Annotated in this window: 14 protein-coding genes and 3 tRNA genes; 14 read left to right on the forward strand and 3 right to left on the reverse strand. The window is 68.3% G+C overall.

From position 1 onward, the window contains the following. The 3 genes from ABZ953_RS07655 to ABZ953_RS07665 form a co-directional block, all read right to left on the reverse strand. Window positions 1-2,043: DEAD/DEAH box helicase (locus ABZ953_RS07655; RefSeq protein ID WP_361718364.1), on the reverse strand; the 2,043-nt coding region annotated here is incomplete at its 3' end. A gap of 257 nt (window positions 2,044-2,300) precedes the next feature. Then, a complete protein-coding gene (locus tag ABZ953_RS07660) occupies window positions 2,301-2,810 on the reverse strand; it encodes a hypothetical protein (protein ID WP_361718367.1) in 510 nt (169 codons plus the stop codon). A gap of 193 nt (window positions 2,811-3,003) precedes the next feature. Then, window positions 3,004-3,354, reverse strand: a complete 351-nt coding sequence (locus ABZ953_RS07665) for a metallopeptidase family protein (protein WP_361718370.1) — start codon at window positions 3,352-3,354, stop codon at window positions 3,004-3,006. Window positions 3,355-3,425: 71 nt separating this feature from the next. Between ABZ953_RS07665 and ABZ953_RS07670 the strand changes: the two genes are divergently transcribed. The 14 genes from ABZ953_RS07670 to ABZ953_RS07735 all read left to right on the forward strand — a co-directional run bounded on the left by ABZ953_RS07670 (window position 3,426) and on the right by ABZ953_RS07735 (window position 16,455). Continuing rightward, the gene (locus ABZ953_RS07670; RefSeq protein WP_361718373.1) at window positions 3,426-4,976 is read left to right on the forward strand and encodes a metallophosphoesterase; all 1,551 of its coding nucleotides are present in this window, start codon (window positions 3,426-3,428) and stop codon (window positions 4,974-4,976) included. Between the two features lie 82 nt (window positions 4,977-5,058). Then, window positions 5,059-5,131: transfer RNA gene (locus tag ABZ953_RS07675), tRNA-Glu, on the forward strand. Window positions 5,132-5,174: 43 nt separating this feature from the next. Further along, a tRNA-Asp gene (locus ABZ953_RS07680) sits at window positions 5,175-5,249 on the forward strand. 27 nt (window positions 5,250-5,276) lie between these two features. Then, a tRNA-Phe gene (locus ABZ953_RS07685) sits at window positions 5,277-5,350 on the forward strand. Between the two features lie 274 nt (window positions 5,351-5,624). Beyond that, a complete protein-coding gene (locus ABZ953_RS07690; protein ID WP_268772101.1) occupies window positions 5,625-5,867 on the forward strand; it encodes a phosphopantetheine-binding protein in 243 nt (80 codons plus the stop codon). After that, complete coding sequence (locus tag ABZ953_RS07695; RefSeq protein WP_361718377.1) at window positions 5,864-6,934, forward strand: DUF2332 domain-containing protein; 1,071 nt, start codon at window positions 5,864-5,866, stop codon at window positions 6,932-6,934. The genes ABZ953_RS07690 and ABZ953_RS07695 overlap by 4 nt, the downstream gene beginning before the upstream one ends. Continuing rightward, a complete protein-coding gene (locus ABZ953_RS07700; RefSeq protein WP_361718380.1) occupies window positions 6,931-8,418 on the forward strand; it encodes a class I adenylate-forming enzyme family protein in 1,488 nt (495 codons plus the stop codon). The genes ABZ953_RS07695 and ABZ953_RS07700 overlap by 4 nt, the downstream gene beginning before the upstream one ends. A 2-nt stretch (window positions 8,419-8,420) precedes the next feature. Continuing rightward, the gene (locus tag ABZ953_RS07705) at window positions 8,421-9,185 is read left to right on the forward strand and encodes a phytanoyl-CoA dioxygenase family protein (protein ID WP_361718383.1); all 765 of its coding nucleotides are present in this window, start codon (window positions 8,421-8,423) and stop codon (window positions 9,183-9,185) included. After that, complete coding sequence (locus ABZ953_RS07710; protein WP_361718386.1) at window positions 9,182-10,423, forward strand: MFS transporter; 1,242 nt, start codon at window positions 9,182-9,184, stop codon at window positions 10,421-10,423. The genes ABZ953_RS07705 and ABZ953_RS07710 overlap by 4 nt, the downstream gene beginning before the upstream one ends. 2 nt (window positions 10,424-10,425) lie before the next feature. Then, window positions 10,426-11,292, forward strand: coding sequence for a hypothetical protein (locus ABZ953_RS07715; RefSeq protein WP_361718389.1), 867 nt, complete (start codon window positions 10,426-10,428; stop codon window positions 11,290-11,292). 48 nt (window positions 11,293-11,340) lie between these two features. Further along, on the forward strand, window positions 11,341-12,942 hold the full coding sequence (locus ABZ953_RS07720) for a condensation domain-containing protein (RefSeq protein WP_361718392.1): 1,602 nt from the start codon (window positions 11,341-11,343) through the stop codon (window positions 12,940-12,942). Continuing rightward, entirely contained in the window at window positions 12,939-14,000 is a 1,062-nt protein-coding gene (locus tag ABZ953_RS07725; RefSeq protein WP_361718395.1) for an SDR family oxidoreductase, read from the forward strand. Before ABZ953_RS07720 ends, ABZ953_RS07725 begins: the two co-directional genes overlap by 4 nt. Beyond that, a complete protein-coding gene (locus ABZ953_RS07730; RefSeq protein ID WP_361718398.1) occupies window positions 13,997-15,058 on the forward strand; it encodes a TauD/TfdA family dioxygenase in 1,062 nt (353 codons plus the stop codon). Before ABZ953_RS07725 ends, ABZ953_RS07730 begins: the two co-directional genes overlap by 4 nt. Then, a complete protein-coding gene (locus ABZ953_RS07735; RefSeq protein ID WP_361718401.1) occupies window positions 15,055-16,455 on the forward strand; it encodes a hypothetical protein in 1,401 nt (466 codons plus the stop codon). Before ABZ953_RS07730 ends, ABZ953_RS07735 begins: the two co-directional genes overlap by 4 nt. Window positions 16,456-16,588: the final 133 nt, after the last annotated feature.

The following is a 16,588-nucleotide window of genomic DNA, read 5'->3' on the forward strand; positions in this document are numbered from 1 at the left end:
ACCACGGTCGCCACCACGGTCGTCGCGACGGAAGCCGCCACCACGGTTGTCGCCACCACGGCTGTCGTCACGACGGTCACGGTTGAAGCCGCCACCGCCACCGCGGTTGTCGTCGCGACGGAAGCCGCCACCGTTACCGCCACGGTCGTCACGACGCTCGAAAGAACGGCCACCACGGTCGCCACCACGGTCGTCGCGACGGAAGCCGCCACCACGGTTGTCGCCACCACGGCTGTCGTCACGACGGTCACGGTTGAAGCCGCCACCACTGCGGCTGTCGCTGCGGCGGTCCCGCTCGTAGTTGCCGCGGTCGTCGCGCTGCGGGCGACGGTTGTCGTACGAGGAGGAGCGCTCCTCGCGGGCCGGGCGCTCGGCGACCGGCTGCTCCGGGACCGACACGGCGGCCTCGACGACCGCCTCGGCGGCAGCGGCGGCCTCGGCGACCGCGGCCTCCGGGTCGTCGCCGCGCTCGCGGGCGGCACGCGCGGTGAGGCGCTCGGCCTCCTCGCGCAGCTCGGTCGCGCGGCGGGTGGCGCGCTCCAGCTCCTTGGTGAGGTCCTTGACCTCACGCTCGGCCTGGGTCGCGGCGTTGCCCGCGGAGTCGGCCTGCACCTCGGTCATGGAGCGGGCGCCGGTGATCTCGGCGACCTCCGGGTCGAAGGTGCCGCCGCCGTTGATGATGTGGCGCGAGGCGTCGACGCCCGCGTCCTCCATGAGGCGGAAGATCTGGCGGCGCTGGTGCGGAAGGGAGAGCGAGACGACCGTGCCGCTGCGGCCCGCGCGAGCCGTACGGCCCGAACGGTGCAGGTAGTCCTTGTGGTCGCCGGCCGGGTCCACGTTCAGGACCAGGTCGATGCCGTCGACGTGGATGCCGCGGGCGGCGACGTCGGTGGCGACGAGGGCGTTGACGTAGCCCTTCTTGAAGTCCTCGAGTACGCGGGTGCGGGCACCCTGCGTCATGCCGCCGTGCAGCGCGTCGGCCTTCACGCCGGAGTCGCAGAGCTGCTCGGCGATGCGGTCGGCGCCCAGCTGGGTGCGGACGAAGATGATCGTGCGGCCCTTGCGCGCGGCGATGGCGGCCGTGACGGGCGCCTTGTCGCGGGGCTTCACGATGAGGATGTGGTGCGTCATGGTCGTGACGTTGCCCTGGGCGCTGTCGACCTCGTGCGTCACCGGGTTGGTCAGGTAGCGCTTGACCAGCGTGGAGATCTCGTTCTCCATCGTGGCCGAGAACAGCATGCGCTGGCCGCCGCCGGGGATCTGGTCGAGCAGCTCGGTGACCTCGGGCAGGAAGCCCAGGTCGGACATCTGGTCGGCCTCGTCGAGAACGGCGATCTGGGTGTTCTCCAGCGAGCAGGCGCCGCGGTTGATCAGGTCGCGCAGACGGCCCGGGGTGGCGACGAGGACGTCGACGCCGCGCTCCAGGGCGTAGATCTGGTTGCCCATCGACGTACCGCCGCAGACGACCTTCATCTTCAGGCCGAGCACGTCGCCGTACGGCTGGAGGGCGTCCGCGACCTGCATCGCGAGCTCACGCGTCGGCGTGAGGATGACGCCGCGGGGCTTCTTCTTCTCGGTGCGGCCGTCGGACGCCAGCGTCGCCAGCATCGGCAGGCCGAAGGAGAGGGTCTTGCCGGAGCCGGTACGGCCACGGCCGAGGATGTCCTTGCCGGCCAGGGCGTCCGGGATGGTCGCGGCCTGGATCGGGAAGGGCGTGGTGACGCCGTTCTGCGCGAGCTTGCGGACGATGCCCTCGGGCAGACCGAGGTCGCCGAAGGTGGCCTCGGGCTCGGCGTCGACGTCGGCCTCGGAGGCGTCGGAGGCGTCGGCCTCGGGAGCGTCGGCGTCAGAGGCGTCGGCCTCGGGAGCGTCCGCCTCGGAGGCGTCGGCGTCGGGGGTGACCTCGGTGACGTCCTGGGCCACGGAGACCTCGACCTCGGCCGGCGCGACGACGGCCTCTACGGCCTCCGTCTCGACGGGCTCGATGATCTCGACGATCTCGTTCTCGGGCAGGACGGCGTGGTCAGAATGAGAAATGGACATGCGAAATGCGAAACCTTCCGGAGTCTCGGCACGCGCCCGTCAACTCCGTGATTTCGCAATGGACCGCCTCTGTGCGGTCAGCCACGGCAAGGGGAGAGTACGCGCCACGCGGCGCTCTTCTGTGTCGGCGCCGGGCAAATGGGATCAAACGATCTACCACCATACGCACCCCCCACCCCAGATGGCAAACCGCCCCCTTTTGGGAACCGCTCGGGAGACCGCGACCCGCCCCCCGAGACCGCCTCTGACCTGCGCGACTACCGAGGACCCGCTTCCGGCGAAGGCTCCCGCGCCGGGACCTCGGCGCTCCGCCGCTGCAGCTGCGCGTTCTGGCCCGACCCCTCGTGCGCCGACGAGGACGGCTCCGGAGTCGTCGGGTCCGGCGTCGGGGTCGGCGTGGGCTTCGGCGGGTCGGGCGGCTGAGTCGTCCGGGTCGGGGTGGGCTTCGGCCGCGTCGGCGTGGGCTTGCCCGGCCCGCCCTGCTGCGGCGCCTTCGCGGGGGAGGACGCGGAGGACGACTCCGAGGGCTTCACGTCGTCCCCCGGCCCGGACCCGCCGGAGTGCGCCGAGGCACCCTTCCCGCGGCTCTTCCCCTTGCCGCCCTTGCCGCCCTTGCCCTTGCCCTTCCCGCGGCCCTGCGCGTGCTCGCCCCCGTCCTCGGCGTCCTCACCCCGCCGCTCGGGGCCGCCGTCGGACGCGGCCGCACCGCTGCGGTGCCCCGCCGACCGGTCGGGCCCCGGGGCCTTCCCGTCGTCACTGATGCTCATGCAGCCCGCTGTCGCCGCTACGGCCACCGCGACCGCGGCCCAACGGACGGGAACGTACAACTGGCGCACGGCCGAGCACCTCCTGAGGCGCTGAGGATCCAGACGCCCTGCCCAACTCCCGCGGCCCGCAAGAGGACACGGAGGATCCGCCCCCGCCCGGCCCCGCCCCGCACACCGGGGCGGGCGCCCTCGCTCACCCGTACCCGAGCGCGTGCAGCCGGGCGTCGTCGATCCCGAAATGGTGCGCCACCTCGTGCACCACCGTGATCTCCGTCTCGGCGACGGCCTCCTCGCGCGAGCCGCACATCCGCAGCGTCGGCCCGCGGTAGATGGTGATGCGGTCCGGCAGGACACCCGCGTACCACTCGCCCCGGTCGGTCAGCGGCGTCCCCTCGTACAACCCGAGCAGCTCGGGATCGTCGGAGGGCGGCTCGTCCTCGACGAAGACGGCCACGTTGTCCATCAGCCGCGTCAACTCCGGCGGAATCCGGTCGAGCGCCTCGCCGACCAGTTCCTCGAACTCCTCGCGCGTCATCTCCAGCACTCCCCCATTGTCGGCCACGCCGCCGCCCGCGTCCCGGCATAGCCATCGCCCCAACTGGGCATACGGGACCAATGGCCCGCGACTTCACCGTCGTACTCCAGGGCGTACGACGGGCGGGCACCGCCCTCGTAGGCCACTACCGCGCTCGCCGCACCCACCCCACCAGCGAGCTCATCAGCCCCCCGCACCCCTACGCCCGCGCCCTCGGCCTGATCACCGTCGTCGTCCTCGGCGCCTGGCTCGGCCTCCTCGTCGTCGGCAGCGTCCGCGCGCCGGTCGGCCCGATGGACACCCGCATGGCGCTGCGCCCGTCCGTGTCCGGCGGCACGAAGATCGACGTCTCCCCGCTCGGCGCCCTTGAGCTGCACTCGCACACCGCGCCCCTCCGCCTGGACGTCGACGTGGACCGTCTCGACCCGGTGCGCGCGCAGGCCCTGGTCGACCACCCCGAGCGGCTCGCCGGGCTCCAGGAGGAGGTCGCCCGCGATGTCGGGCACGGCACGCTCGACCTCGCCGTACGCTCCTGCGTCGCCGTCGTCTCGGGCGCCACCGCGCTCGGCCTCGCCGTCTACCGCCGCCCGCGCCGCGCACTCGCCGCGGGTGGCCTCGCCCTCACCCTCCTGGCGGCCTGCGGCACGGCGGCGTACGCCACCTGGAACCCGAAGTCCGTCCTGGAACCGAAGTTCTCCGGCCTGCTCAGCAGCGCACCCTCGGTCGTCGGCAACGCGCGCAGCATCGTCAGCGAGTTCGACGTCTACCAACAGGAGCTGGCCCGCCTGGTCACCAATGTGACCAAGCTCTACGACGCGACGTCCACGCTCCCCGCGTACCAGCCGGACCCCACCACGATGCGGGTCCTGCACGTCTCCGACATCCACCTCAACCCGGCCAGCTGGAAGATCATCTCCTCCCTCGTGGACCAGTACGAGATCGACGTCATCGTCGACTCCGGCGACACCATGGACCACGGCTCGGCCACCGAGAACGGCTTCCTCGACCCGGTCGAGGACCTCGGTGCCCCTTACGTGTGGGTGCGCGGCAACCACGACTCGCGCACCACCCAGCGCTACCTGGAGCGCTTCAAGAACGTGCGCGTGCTCGACGACGGCAGGGCCGAGACCGTCGCGGGCCTGCGCTTCGCGGGCATCGGCGACCCGCAGTACACCCCCGACCGCTCGGTGCGGGCCGAGGGCGACGCGGTCGAGCACATGGCGGGCATCCGGCTGGCCTCCGCGCTGCGCGCCGAGCGGGCGGCCGGCACCCCCGTCGACGTGGCGATCGCCCACAACCCGACGGCGGCGCGGGAGACCGACGGCGAGGTGCCGCTCGCCCTCGCGGGCCACGTCCACCACCAGGAGATGGACGTCCTGGACGAGGGCACGCGGCTGCGCGTCGAGGGTTCGACGGGCGGCAGCGGGCTGCGCGCGGTCGAGGACAAGTACCCCGACCCGGTCGAGGCGTCGGTCCTCTATCTGGACCGTACGAGCAAGCGGCTGCAAGCCTGGGACGAGATCAAACTGGGCGGGCTCGGCCTGACGAAGGCCGAGGTCAGCCGCCATCTCCCCAAGGAGAACCGGCCCGGGGCGCCCACCTCGCCCAGCACTCCGGGCCCCGCCCAGTAAACCGTTTTGGCGATAGCTCCCCGCATCCCATATGCTTCTCACGTCCCCGACGCGCTGCAAGGCGCACACGGCGGGCCTCTTAGCCCTCATCGTCTAGTGGCCCAGGACGCCGCCCTTTCAAGGCGGTAGCACGGGTTCGAATCCCGTTGGGGGCACGCAAAGCTTTACGTACGTGGATTCGTTCGCATACGTAAATATGGTCCTGTGGAGCAGTTTGGAGTGCTCGCCACCCTGTCAAGGTGGAGGCCGCGGGTTCAAATCCCGTCAGGACCGCTTGCAGATCACTCAGGTGAACTGCGTGGCTGGGTAGCTCAGTTGGTACGAGCGATCGCCTGAAAAGCGATAGGTCGCCGGTTCGATCCCGGCCCCAGCCACCTTCTTGAGAACGTCCCGGACGGCATGCCGTCCGGGACGTTTTTCGTTGCGTTTCTCCAGCAAAGGCATGCTCCTGGCTGCCGAGCGGCATGCCCCCGGCTGCCGAGCCCTCCCGCGCCAAGACAACGATCATTCAACGGTCATGCGCGCCCCCGCTACCGTGCATCACCCGGTCGGCGAGCAGGCGACCCGGGCGGATCGGCGGGACGAGGTGTGCGTGCTCCGTGCCGTCCCTGAGGCCGGTAGGCAGCTCACGCGGGGAGGAGAACAAAGATGGACGAAGAGACTTTCTACGAGGAGAGCAAGAAGTATCTACGCGAGATCCTGGGCGAGGCAGACCTGGAACTCGCCTCGGACACCGAACTTCTGGACTCCGGCTTGCTCGACTCACTGTCGACACTGGAATTCTTCTTCTTCATAGAGGAAGTCAGAGGCGCGCCGATCGATCCGGAGGAGGCCAGTCCGGAGTCGATCTCCACGCTGCGCAACGCCTACAAGCTGGTGCAGTCGGCGTGACACTCACCGTGGAGCAGGTGCACGCGGGCTGGGCCTGGCAGCGGGAGATCTGCAGGCAGGCCGGGTCGGTCGGCTACGTGGGGGTGATCACCGGGGTGATGGAGCGGCTCGGTCGCGACCCTGGGCTCACCGAGTTGCTGACCTCGGAGACGCAGGACCCCATCCAGTCCGCCCAATGCCTCAGGCTGCTCGGCGCGGTCAACCGGGTGGCCCTGGCGGAGGACGCCCCCTGGATCACGGACTACTACCCGGTTTTCGGCGGGCAGTGCGATGTCGAGCGGCTCGTTCCGGCATTTCTGGCCTTCCTCCAGGACCGGTTGCCGGCGGTGCGGCAGCAGCTGTCCGCCGGTGTGCAGACCAATGAGGTGGGACGAGCGGCTCCGCTGTCCGCCGCGATCAACTACGTGGCCGAGGCGACAGGGATGCCCGTCCGGCTGCTCGAGGTCGGTGCCAGCGCCGGTCTCAACCTCCTCATCGACCGGTACTACGTCGCCGCAGGCGAGCGGAGCTGGGGCCCCGCGGGGTCGGCCTTGCGGCTGACCGGGCAGTTCGAGGACGGCGATCCGCCGGCCGGCGCCCCCGAGGTCGTCGAACGCAGGGGCTGCGACCTCAACCCCATCGACGCGCGGGACCCGAGGTCCATGGACCTCTTGAGGTCGTTCGTGTGGCCTGAGCACGTCGAGCGCATGACCCGGCTCAACGCGGCGCTCGAGATCGCACGGTCCGTTCCCGCCGTCCCGATCGACGCGGACGAAGCCTGCTCGTGGGCCGCCCAGCAGCTCGCCACCCGCCCGGCGGGCCAGGCCACCGTGCTCTACCACTCCCTGGTCCTCGCGTACTTCGATGACGCCGAACGTGCCAAGTTCGCGGACGTCGTCCGTGCCCACGGCGCCAACACCACCGCCGACCGGCCGCTGGCCTGGATCTCCATGGAACCGAGCGAGGACGACTCGGCCGTGGTCGAGGTCAGCTGCGAGCTGTGGCCCGACGGGCGGCGCCTCCTGCTCGCCCGGTGCACGCCGCACGGCGGCAAGGTGCGGTGGGCCCCGGCGGAGATCCCGGCATGAGCGCGGACACGCTGCTCGGGGTCTACGAGCAGCAGGCGGCGCGCACGCCCGACGGCGAGGCGCTCGTCTACGCCCGCGCTCCCTACGAAGGGACCGTGCTGACCTGGCGTGAGCTGCTGGAGCGCAGCCGGGACCTCGCACCGAAGCTGCGGGAGGCCGGACTCGGACCGGGCAGCCGCTGCGCCGTGGTCATGATCGACCACCCGGACGTGCTTCCCGGTGTGCTCGCCGTCTGGCGGGTGGGCGGCGTGCCGGTCCTCCTGGACAGCCAATGGGGGCGCACCACCACTCGCTCGGTGCTGCGGCTGAGTGCCGTCGAGGCGATCTTCGATGTGGTCCGCGGTACCTGCGAAAAGGTTCCGCCCACCGGCGTGGACGCTCCCCCGTTGCCGGGGGACACCGCGCTGCTCAGCTACACCTCGGGCTCCACCAGTGACCCGAGGGGCGTGGTCCTTTCGCACAGCCAGCTGCTCCATGCCTATCGGGCCGGAGGTGCCGCGCTGACCGGGCTCCTGGGGCAAGGGCGGCGCCGCTTCGGTGTCACCATGCGTCTGTCGGGTCTCGGCATCCTCGGCATGAACTACCTGTGGCCCGCTGTCATGGGGCTGCCTGTCACGGTCCTTCCCGAGCTCTCCGTGGCCTCGGCGAAAGGCTATTGGTCGCGGCTCAGAGAACACGGCGTCGACGTCACCTATCTGGTCCCGCCGCTCGTCGATCTCCTCACCAAGATGTCGGTGGATCCCGGGGCCGAAAACGGGGACACCATCGCCTGTCTGTCGGGTGGCGCACCCCTCTTCGAGCAGTCGCAGCGGGCTATTCAGCAGAACTGCGGGGCCGTACTCCTGAATGTCTATGGCCTCACCGAAGTCTCCTTCGCCGCCTTCTTCGGAGACATCGGACCCGACGGCCTTGCGACACACTCCATCGGCAGACCCGCGACCGTGGAAGCGAGGCTGCGGTCAGCGGACGGCAGCATCGTCGTCGGTCCGGGCGAAGGCGAGCTCGAAGTGGCCGGGGCGGCGGTGAGCCACGGCTATTACGCGAATGACACCGCGAACAAGGATCTGTTCCGGGAGGGCTGGGTCAGAACCGGCGACCTAGCCGACAGAGACGCGAGCGGCCGCTACTCGATCATCGGTCGGCACAAGGACGTGGTGCTCAGGGGGGCATTCACCGTCTACCTGCATGAGATCGAAGAGGCAGCCAACGGGCACCCCGGAGTACTGGAATCGGCGGCGATCCGACTTCAGCTGCCCTCCGGCGAAGATGTGGGGCTGCTCGTGCGCGTGGCACCAGGACCGGATGCGGAAACCAGCACCGCGGACCTGCGCAAACACCTCGCTCTGGAGTTGGGGAACCAGCGGGCACCGCGCCGCATCGTCAAAACGACGGAACCACTTCCCCGACTGGCACAGCACAAGATCGACCGTCGCGCTGCTTACGCGCGATGGAATGCGGTGAACACGCCTGACGCCAAGGAGTGAACATGACTGCAACAGGATTCGACCTGGACTGGGCAAAGTTCCGACGTAATGGCTTTCTCGAACTCGGACCTCGCCTGGGTGAAAGTGACCGGCTGGCCGTTCTTGAGCACTTCGACAAGCTGGATGCCGCGGACCGGATTCCTCCGGGCTATCAGGCGCAGTACGACGAGTCGGGCGGTACGCGCAGGTTGCGCAAACTGCGTCGGCTCCTGTGGAGCGACAAGAAGCTCTACGCGCCGATTCTCCACCGGATGGGGGCGCTCGACCTGGCGGAAACGCTCATAGGCCCGAGTGCCGTGGCGATCCTCCATGCGGCCTTCCTCAAGCCGGCCCGCATCGGCACCCACGTCGCGCCTCATCAGGATCAAGCACTGTGGGATCGCCACCTCCCCGGCTCCTTCAACATGTGGACCGCCCTGACCGACGTGTCGCCTGCCAACGGCGGCCTGCACGGCTATCCGGGCTCGCATGTCCATGGCGTGATCGAACACCGCGATGACCCCGATCACCCGTGGCACGAAACCCTGAGCTACAAAGTGCCCGAACTCGCCCCGCGGCACGACTTCTTGCTCAAGCCCGGCGAGTCCGCGATGTGGGAATCCACCTTCGTACACGGGAGCGAACCGAACACGTCCGACGAGGACCGCCGCGGCATGGTCGTGGTCTTCGCGGACAGCTCCGCGGCGAATTTCAACGAGCGTGACGTCATGACACTCGAGCAGATTCGCACCCTCGCCGCAGCTGAGGCCACGACGGAGTCCGGGTGACCGAGGACAGGGTCCAGGTCGAAGAGCGGAGCGCCAAGCCCACACTCTGGGTTCCGGATTTCCGGCTCTTCTTCACGGCCAGGACCACGTCCCTGCTCGGGGACGCCGCACTCCCGGTCGCGATCACGGCAGCCATGCTGGAGGCCGGTTACGGCATCTCGGGTGTGGGATACGCGCTGGCCGCACATCTGGGGCCGTTCGCGGGATTCATGATCTTCGGCGGGGTGCTTTCGGACCGGCTCGGCGCGCGACGACTGATGATCTTCGCGGACTTCGTGCGCCTGGCCGTCCAACTCACCCTGGCGGCACTGCTGCTGACCGGACCACCGCAGCTCTGGGTGATCCTCACTTTGCTGGCCATGCTCGGCACCGGCGGTGCGCTGTTCCAGCCGGGCGTGGCCAGCGTGACCCCCAGGCTCGCGTCCGACGTGCAGCGGGCCAACGCCGTCCTGCGCATCACGGAGTCATCCGCCGTCGTGGTCGGCCCGGCTGTCGCCGGTGGGCTGCTGGCACTGATGCAGCCCGCCGCCGTGATCGCCTTCGACGCGCTGACGTTCGGCGCCAGCGGCTGCTGCCTGCTGCTGCTGCGCCTGGCGCCCCTGCCCGCGCCCGACGGGCCGAAGGGCTCGCTGCGCGGCGATCTCTACGTGGGCTGGCGCGAGTTCGTGGCACGGCGGTGGCTGTGGCAAGTCGTAGCGGTCTGGATGCTGTTCCAGCTGGGCTCCTGGGGGCCGACCCTGACCCTCACCAACGGCATCCTGGTCGATCGGCTCGGCGCTTCGACCTTCGGCCTTGTCATGTCCGCCATGGGACTCGGCAGCGTCCTTGGTGGAGTGATCGCGATCAAACTGCGGCCGGTCCGGCCGCTTCGTGCGGCCACCGTCGCGATGTTCTTCTACGCACTGATTCCCCTGAGTTCGTCATTCGACCTGTCGGCTCCGATGCTCGGCGCCTGCTATTGCGTCGGCGGGGCGAGCATGGCGTTCTGGGGAGTCATGTTCCACACCAGCGTGCAGACGTATGTACCGGTCCAATTCCTTGGGCGAGTGCACGCCTACGACGCGGCGGGCTCGCTGATGATGAAGCCGGTGGGGCAGGCGCTGGCCGGTCCCGTAGCCGGAGTCGTAGGTGCTGTTCAGCTCCTTCATATAGCGACCGGAATAGGCATGTTGGTGTGTCTCATTCTGCTGCTGCTGCCTGCGGTCCGTAATCTCCCCCGGAACGAATGTGTGGGATAAACATGCGCATTGACATCGCCACCAGGGCTTCCCACGGAGCCGTGCAGAACGAGGACTTCGCCGCAGCCGCGCTGCCGGTCATGGGGCGCGGCGGCGTAGCCGTCGTGCTCGATGGCGTCAGCGCGCCCGTCGCCCCTGGAATGGGCTGTTCACACGGCACGCCGTGGTTCACCACCTCGGTCGGGGGGAGCCTGCTTGAGTTCGCCGCCAGGATGGACCGGCCGTTCGCCCAGTGTCTGGCCGATGCGATCTCCAGGACGAGCGAGCAGCACTCCGGAGAATGCGATCTCGGGCATCCGCGCACACCGCAGGCGACGCTGGCGGCGGTCCGCTGGGACGCGGACCAGCTCGAGTACCTGGTTCTCGGCGACAGCGAGGCGATGGTCGAGACCACGGCGGCAGCCGCGGCGGAGGTGCACTTCCTCCGTGACATTCGCGTGGAGGCCGTCAGGGAGCGACCGGACATGCGGCGCTGGCGGGCTCAGCTCGATGCCCTTCCCATCGGATCCGATGAGTGGAAGCGCACCACCAAGGAATATCAGAAGTTTGGTGACGCTTTCCGAAATTCCAAAGAGGGCTTCTTCACGGTGGCCGCCGATCCGAGCGTGGCCTCAGAGGCGGTGAACGGACGCTTCTCGATGACCGAGCTCGCCGGCGCCGCGCTGTTGACGGACGGCGTGACACAACTGACCGACATATTCGGCCACAGTGACCGCCACGAAATCTACCAATCGCTCAGAACGACCAGTTGCCGAGAGGTGATCGACAAGACCAGGGCGCTGGAGCTGGCCGACGAGTCAGCCACCAGATATCCCCGCAGGAAGGCCTCGGATGATGCGACTGCCGTCCTGATCGAGTTCTCCGGATAACCGTCCCTTCGCTGAGTGGCCGTCGTACTGCAGGAAGTTGGATGAGATATGAAGGACGACAACGATCTGCTGGAACTCAATCCATCCCAGCTGCGAAACCACCGCAATTGGACTGACGCCGAGCTGCCCATACGAGTTCAGACGCTCGCCCTGTCGCCGCTTGAGGGCGTTTCCCTGGACGCCGCGACGCAGGCACTGGGCGAACTGATCAGCGCGCACGAGGGACTCCGCAGCCGCCTGTGCCACGACGACCACGGGAACCCGCGGCAGCGGGTGATATCAGCACGTGAGGCACTCGCCGAGATCCACGACAGCATCGAGACGAAGCCCTACGGGCCCGACGCGGACCTTTGGGCCACGGTCCCGGTCCAGCCACGGGAGGCGTCGGTCAAAGCGGTGTTCTACCTCGCGGGGGACCACGTATCGGCGATCAAACTGAGCCTTTCGCATGTCTTCGTCGACTCGCTCGGCAAGCAGGCGGTGACCGCGCATCTGGCCGAGTTGCTCCGGAAGAACGGCAGCACCGCGCCCAGCATCACGCCGCAGGCGAGCGCCTATGCGAAGGGCAACGAGCACCCGGATGTCCGAGCGAGCACCGCGTACTGGAAATCAGTGCTCGCCGACGCACCGCGGTCGTGCACCTACGGTGCGGGAGAGCGGCCGGAGACCGAGCAGGCCCAGGTGTGCCAGGTGCCGTTGGAGCGGGATGCGGCGGACCGCCTGGCGGCGACCTACCGCAGGTTGCGCGTGTCGCCGCAGACGGCGTGGGTGGCCGCGCTCAGCACGGTGGTCGGTCTGTTGTCGGGCCAGCACCGGCACACGTTCAAGACCACCCATGGCAATCGTGTGCTGCCGGCGGACTTCCGGGCAGTCGCGCAGATCGCACAACCCTTCTTCAGTGTCGTGGGCGGTGACCGTGAGGACACCCTCCGCATGAGAGTGGAGAAGGCGGGCAAAGCGCTCGACGCAGCCACAGGACACACCATGTACGACGCGAACGCACTCCTTGACTGGCTCAATTCCGAGGAGCGCTCCAGCGGCTCGGTTTTCCAGCCCGCCTTCGAAGTGAACTATGTGCCGACGATCCGTCGCGCACACGCGTCGTTCCTCTACGGACCGGCTCCGGAGCGGCTGCGGAACGTGACGATGCGGTACGACCCGCATGCGGGCAAGCCGGATCTCGCCCTCACCATTCGCCACCTGCCGGATCCGCTGCTCCTGCTCACCGTGCGCGGCCCGCTGTGCGCGGAAAGGGATGCGCGGAAACTCCTGGACCACGGACTCACGTTTCTGGAGGCCCTTGCCGAACATCCCGACCTGCCCATCTCAGAGTTGGGGATTCCGGAACTCGGCGCGCGGGGCGCGCTGTTGTACGGGCACCGAAGTGAGGTCGCCATCGATCCGGAGATGACCAGGCGGCTGCTGCTTTCCGCGCACGGCGTCACGAGGTGCGAACTGACGCCCCGACATGCGGAAGACGGCTCGGTCGTGCTGCACGCGCGGCTGACGATGCGCGGTGCGCCGGACGAGAAGGAACTGCGGGCGCAGTTGCGCCGAACGCAGCCGTGGTACGCGGGCGCCATTGTCCCTGACGTGCTGGTCATCGAGCCGCACGGCGAGGGAGCCGGAGAATCCAAGGAGGGCGCGTGAGACGAAGGGTTCTGATTACCGGAGGTTGCGGGTACGTCGGATCCGCACTGGTGAAAAGGCTGGTTCGGGACGGCGGATATCACGTGACCGTTCTCGACAACGGACTGATTCCGGGCTGGCGCATGGAGGGAGGATCCGTTGACTACATCAAAGGCGATGTGCGTGACATCGCTGATTGGTCATCGCTGCTGAAGAACGTGGACTGCGTGGTTCATCTGGCAGCAGTCGTGGGCGATCCGGCCAGCAGCGTCGATACCCAGTTGACCTGGGAGGTCAATTACCTCGCCACCGTGCGGCTGGTCACGGAGTGCCGCAAGGCCGGGGTGGCCCGCTTCGTCTTCTCCTCGACCTGTAGCAACTACGGTGTCGTCGACGAGGTGGCGGACGAGGACGCACCTCTGCAACCGCACTCGGAGTACGCGGAATCCAAGGTCCGCGCCGAACATCATCTCCTGGTGAGTCAGGACGTCGGATTCACGCCTGTGATCGTGCGACTCGCCACGCTGTACGGTCTCGCGCCTCGCATGAGATTCGACCTCGCGGTGAATGTGATGACGGCGAACGCGGTCCGCAACGGCAAGATCGAAGTCCATGGCGGAAAGCAGTGGCGGCCGTTCCTCCACGTCAACGACGCGGCGAGGGCGCTGCAACTGGCGGTAGAAGCAGGCGCCACGCCCTCCGTACCGCAGGTGTTCAACTGCGGCTCATCCGCGGACTGCTACCAACTCGGTGACATAGGTCGACAGATCGCGGCCGAGGTGCCGGGATCTGAACTCGTCACGCTGGATTCCGTCACCGACGCACGTGATTACCGGGTCAGCTTCGACCGTATAGAGAAGCGCATCGGGTTCCGCGCGGACCTGAGGGTCGTCGATGGCATCAGAGAGATGAGAGATTCACTCACCGCGGGCGAATACGCCGATTACACCCATGAGCGCTACAGCGACCATCTATCCGTCTCCGCATCCGTCCAGCGCGGTGATCCGGCCGGACAGTGCCGGTCCGGCCGACGGCATCCGGACCTCACGACTGACTGCATCGCGGGAAGTGGCGTATGACCGGGATACGCACCGCACCGACAGCGGTAGCGGGAGACTGGCTCGGAGCGGACCTGGCCGCTGACCCTGAACAGTGGCGCCTCCCCGTTCCGCAGCAGGTCGCGGACGAAATGCTCACGTTGGCCCGCGACTTTCTCGACAAGGCGGCGGAGAAGGACCCCCACGCACCGCCTCCCTCGGCCGGTCCCGCAACGCGTTCCCTGATCGGTCGGGTACACCGGCGTCTCGCCGGATTCCCCGGCTTCGTCCAGCTCACCGGCTTTCCGGTGGATGCCGGGTCCGAACTGGTGGAAGCCGCGTACTGGCTGTTCGGCAGGTTGATCGGCGCGCCCGTTTCACAGACACGCGCGGGGAACTTCCTCGGCCGGGTCGAGGATCAGGGGGCGAAGATCGCAGTTCCCACCCAGCGTGGCCACCACAGTTCCAGCGCCCTCGCATTTCACGCCGACCGTACGGACGTCATCGGGCTGCTGTGCGTTCGCGCCGCCGCCGAGGGCGGACACAGTCAACTGGTGTCGAGCAAAGCCCTCCACAATCTCATTCTGCGCGAACGTCCCGACCTGCTCGCGGTGTTGTACCGGGCTTTCCCGCACGACCAGCGCGGCGAGGCGCCTCCCGGTCGTCCCGGCTGGTGTGAACTCCCGGTGTTCAGCCAGTTCGCGGGGGATTTCTCAGCCCGCTATGTGCGGCGCTTCGTCGAGGGCTCCCAGCGCCATGAGCGGGCACCGCGGCTGACCGCCGAGCAGGTCGCTGCCATGGATTTCATGGACGAGCTGCTCCATCGGCAGGGCGTGGCGCTGCAAATGGAACTGCGGCCGGGTGACATGCAATGGATCAACAACTTCCACATCCTGCACGCCAGGAGTGCGTTCCGTGATGCCGCCGGCCTCGACGAAGGCAGGTTGCTTCTACGGCTTTGGCTCTCTTTCGCGGGCAGCCCTGCCCTGCCGCCCGAATACGCCGACATGTACGGCAGTACCACCGGCGGCGCGTACCGGGGCGGAGTGAGCGCGGCAGGGTGCTGGTCCGAATCGGGCAACGGAGAGGGGCGGCCATGAATGACCGGCCGGTGCACATCATCGACGCCACGCTGCGTGAAGGAATGCAGGCTGCCAACGGCGCCTTCACCACGGAGCAGAGCGTGGAAGTGGCTCGATGCCTCATAGCGTGTGGCGTCGACATGGTGGAATGCGGGCACCCCGCGATCGGCCATCATGAGCAGCTTCGGGTGGCGGCTGTAGTAGAGGCCAGTGGTGCGGTGCCCGTTCTCGCACACGCCAGGGCGAACAACAACGACGTCGACGCGGTGGCCAAGACCGGTGCCGACTGGGTGGGCATCTTCCTCGGGGTCAACGAGATATCACTCAACAGCAGGCTCCCCGGCTACAGCAGAGACGACGTGCACCGCAAAATCGACGAGTCCGTCGGATACGCGCGTCAATTGGGCCTGCGGGTGCGGTTCACCGTCGAGGACAGCAGCCGTACCGACTTCGGCCTCCTGGTGGAGACGTACACCAGAGCGATAAAGGCGGGCGCCGACCGGATCGGCATCGCCGACACCGTAGGGGTGCTTGAACCGGGCAGAGCGGGCGAACTCGTGCGGAGGCTGGTGGCGAGCGGCCTCGACGCTGAGATCGAGGTGCATCTGCACGACGACAGAGGCCTCGCCCTCGCCAACGCACTCGCGGCCATCGACGCCGGCGCCACCTGGATCTCCACCTCGGTCAACGGGCTCGGAGAGCGGGCCGGAATCGTCGATCTGGGTGCGCTGCTCGCCAACCTGGACCACCGGGGCACCCGCACGTGTGCGAACGGTCAGCGGCTGCGCGACCTCAGCCGTCGCGTCGGCGCCTACTCCCGGTCGGCGCCGGATGACCGACGGCCCGTCGTGGGCAAGAACGTGTTCCGCCACGTATCCAAGCTCCATCTCATGGCGGTGGACCGCGATCCTGCCTCCTACGAGTGGATCGCCCCTGAGCTGTTCGGAGCGGAGCGGGTCATCGGCGGTGACGGACTGCCGAAAGCTCCGGCCGAGTGGATCGTCAAGCCGCCGGTCGTGTCCGCGACCGAACTGCGCCACCACCGCGCGGGACCCGGCGACCGATTCGTCCTGGTGGACGAGAGGTTCGTCGCGGGCGCCGACCAGTACTGCATCGCCCGCCGCATCCCCGAACTCGACAGCTACGGCGCCGGGCATGTCGATGGCCATGTGCACCACTGCGACAGCCTGTTCGTCTTCCTCGGCACCCAGGAGAACTACCAGGGTCTCGAAGTGGACGTGCACCTGGGTGAGGAGTCGTTTCGCGTGCAGAGTCCGGCCTCGGTGTTCATCCCCGCGGGGGTGCGGCACAGCTACCAAGTGGTCGCCGGTTCCGGCACCTACCTCAACCATGTGCTGGCCGGTGACTACAACAGCAGTCTCCTCGATCCGCCGTCCTTCGGAAGCCGGGACTGACCGTGTGCGGCGTGGTGGGTGTCTCGCTGAGACCGCACACGGGAGAGCGGTCGGCAAGCGAAGTCGCTGCCGAGGTCCTCGAACAGCTACGGCATCGCGGACCGGACGGCCTCGGCCTCGACGGCCACGGAAC

Source organism: Streptomyces sp. NPDC046465 (assembly GCF_040646035.1).
Taxonomy (GTDB): domain Bacteria; phylum Actinomycetota; class Actinomycetes; order Streptomycetales; family Streptomycetaceae; genus Streptomyces.